The sequence below is a fragment of the Staphylococcus sp. GDB20D11A genome, from assembly GCF_016893255.1.
Lineage (GTDB): Bacteria > Bacillota > Bacilli > Staphylococcales > Staphylococcaceae > Staphylococcus > Staphylococcus aureus.
The window spans coordinates 1-2,346 of record NZ_JAFEPJ010000048.1 but is presented as its reverse complement, the minus strand read 5'-3'; the positions used below and the strand labels follow the sequence as shown (position 1 = coordinate 2,346).

General features: G+C 27.2%; 2 protein-coding genes. Both read right to left on the bottom strand.

Annotation, left to right across the window (positions count from 1 at the left end):
• Positions 1-48 precede the first annotated feature (48 nt).
• Positions 49-825 (bottom strand): tandem-type lipoprotein, encoded by a 777-nt coding sequence (locus tag JV528_RS14570; RefSeq protein WP_275430627.1) that lies wholly within the window; start codon positions 823-825, stop codon positions 49-51.
• 303 nt (positions 826-1,128) lie between these two features.
• Positions 1,129-2,346 (bottom strand): DUF3427 domain-containing protein (locus tag JV528_RS14565; RefSeq protein ID WP_204254905.1); only part of this gene is annotated, 1,218 nt, incomplete at its 5' end.

Genomic DNA, 2,346 nt, shown 5'->3' with positions numbered 1-2,346 from the left:
AATTATACGGACTTTATCTAATATTTTCATTTCAATATTCTATTAACACTATTCAGTAGGTTTGAAATTAATACTATCCGTAAAATAGATGTTTTCTTCTTTACTTGTTACAAAAGAAAATTCTAAATTTTTGTGTCCTATAGATGATCCTTTTAAATCACCATCGCCTTTTATTAATAATTTAGGTGCTTTCTTAGTTGGTATATCATACCTCTTTCTAAGTTGCTTAACATTGTAGTCATTGTTACTCAATTGATACTCGGCCGAATAACTAGGTACATTGGGATTATATGATATGTCATCATCTTTATAATCATTAATATCTTTAAAGTCACCGTATTGTACAAAAAACTTGAAGTTTTCAATTTCTTTTCTTAATTTATCATCAGCTATCGGTTTAGTTGGGATAATTCGATTATGTTCCATTTTTACTGGATATTTTATATCTTTACTTTGTGTATACCCTTTACTGTCTTCCCACAATTCTCTAACAATAAAATTACCTTTCGATGTCCTAGTATTACGATTTATATAGAGCACCATACTTCTAGATTCCATTTTTTTACCCTTTAGTTCAATTACCATCTCAGAATCAACAATCCAAGTCCCTTTATCTCCTTTTTCAAACTCTTGATCTCGAAATCCTTCTTTATCATAAAAGTCTTCAAGATTTTTAGTTGGATACAAGCTCAACGTTTTGTTGAAGTTTTCTTTAATTTGTTTATCCTTACTGCTTTCTTCCTTTTTCATTCCGCAAGCCCCTATAAAAACAGCTAATAATACTAAATACAGCCAAAGCCTCAACTTTCTTGAATGAATCATCATTTCACATCCCCATTTTTATTTTTAATGCAAAGTTAAGTTCAAATTCCAATATTAATAATACTAGAGGAAATTTTATGATTAAATCCTCGTGGCTTTTAATTGTTAGTTGTATTTTTCACATATTAACATCACAAATTATTTAAAAAAGCGCAAATATCTTTATAATTTTTATCGGCCTAACCCACTAATTAATTAAGATAAATTGCGCTTATATTTAAAATAATAACACTGAAACTCAATGTCTTTACTTGTTAAAATCGATGTTTAAATACATCTTTACTAACATTCATTTTTCGGTTTACATTAATTTGTTATATAGCGATATATATCATCTCTGACAGCTTTATCGAGTGCTAAATCCATAGTTACTACGTTTGAACCATTCGGCATTTTATCTTGCTTCTCTGAACCTTCTATATATCCAGCAGTTCCTAAATAATAAAAATATATACCATCATCATCTTTTTTCTGTACAAAAATATACATTTTAATTCCTTTTGCTCTATGGGACAAAATTTTCTGAACTTCTTTTGATTTTAGCGTTCTATTAGATTTAGTAAACCATTTTAATTCATCTTGACTTAAAAATTCATCTTCATATTTTGTGCTATCACTTATATCTTCATGCTTATCATAAGTGATAAATATTGGCATTTCTTGGCTTCTTATCATGTATCCCATGATTACAGACGAACCATTTTTATTCCAATTAAATATTTTGCTAAAATCTTCTCTTGAATATTTATTATATAAAATCAGTCCATTTTTACCTTTTTGGTATTTTTCATTGTTATACTTTGATAATTCAATAAGATCTTCTAAAAATATTTTAAATGTTTGATTACTTAGAGCATTAGTAAATGCATCGCTTAGTCTTATCATTCTTTCATTACGTTCTATAATGGGACTTCCATAGATTTTTTCAATTCCTGCGTTGTAAAATGAAAAATCTAAAATTCTTAATGAAGTATCTATATCATCTTCTGTTATATCCTTAACTTCGTTCAACATTTTATTTTTTAATTCATCATATGTTAATTCATTTTTTAAAAGTTCTTCTAAAACTAAACTATCGATTCTTTTCAATCCAGGTGCTATTTGTCTTGAAAAGAAAACCAGATTTTTAGATTCATTTTCCGTCAATAAAGCATCTATTTTTTTATACCTTACTAAAAATTCGTAATAATTACTAAATTTAGAAAATATAACGCTTGGATCTATAGAATGTTGTTGTATAAAATCCATTAGTAACGGCATGTGTCCCAATCTATTTTCAACTTCTTCATAAGCTTTTAATATTAATTTATTTTGATTCAATGATACTGCATCCAATGAATTGTAAATCTGTTTTTTAGCAACTTCTTCAAAATTAATTGTAGATACTCCATTAATCGAATCGTTATTCGTTAAAAACTTCTTATAATTATCTTTATTTTGCGATTGATCTCCAGAAAGCGCAATCGGAATTAAATAATTGGTCTTATAATTACCAATAAAATCAATTATGAACTGCACCCAGTC

Bases quoted from the DNA above. Each gene is read 5' to 3' on its own strand.
- JV528_RS14570 (WP_275430627.1), bottom strand. From the start codon at position 825: ATGATGATTCATTCAAGAAAGTTGAGGCTTTGGCTGTATTTAGTATTA.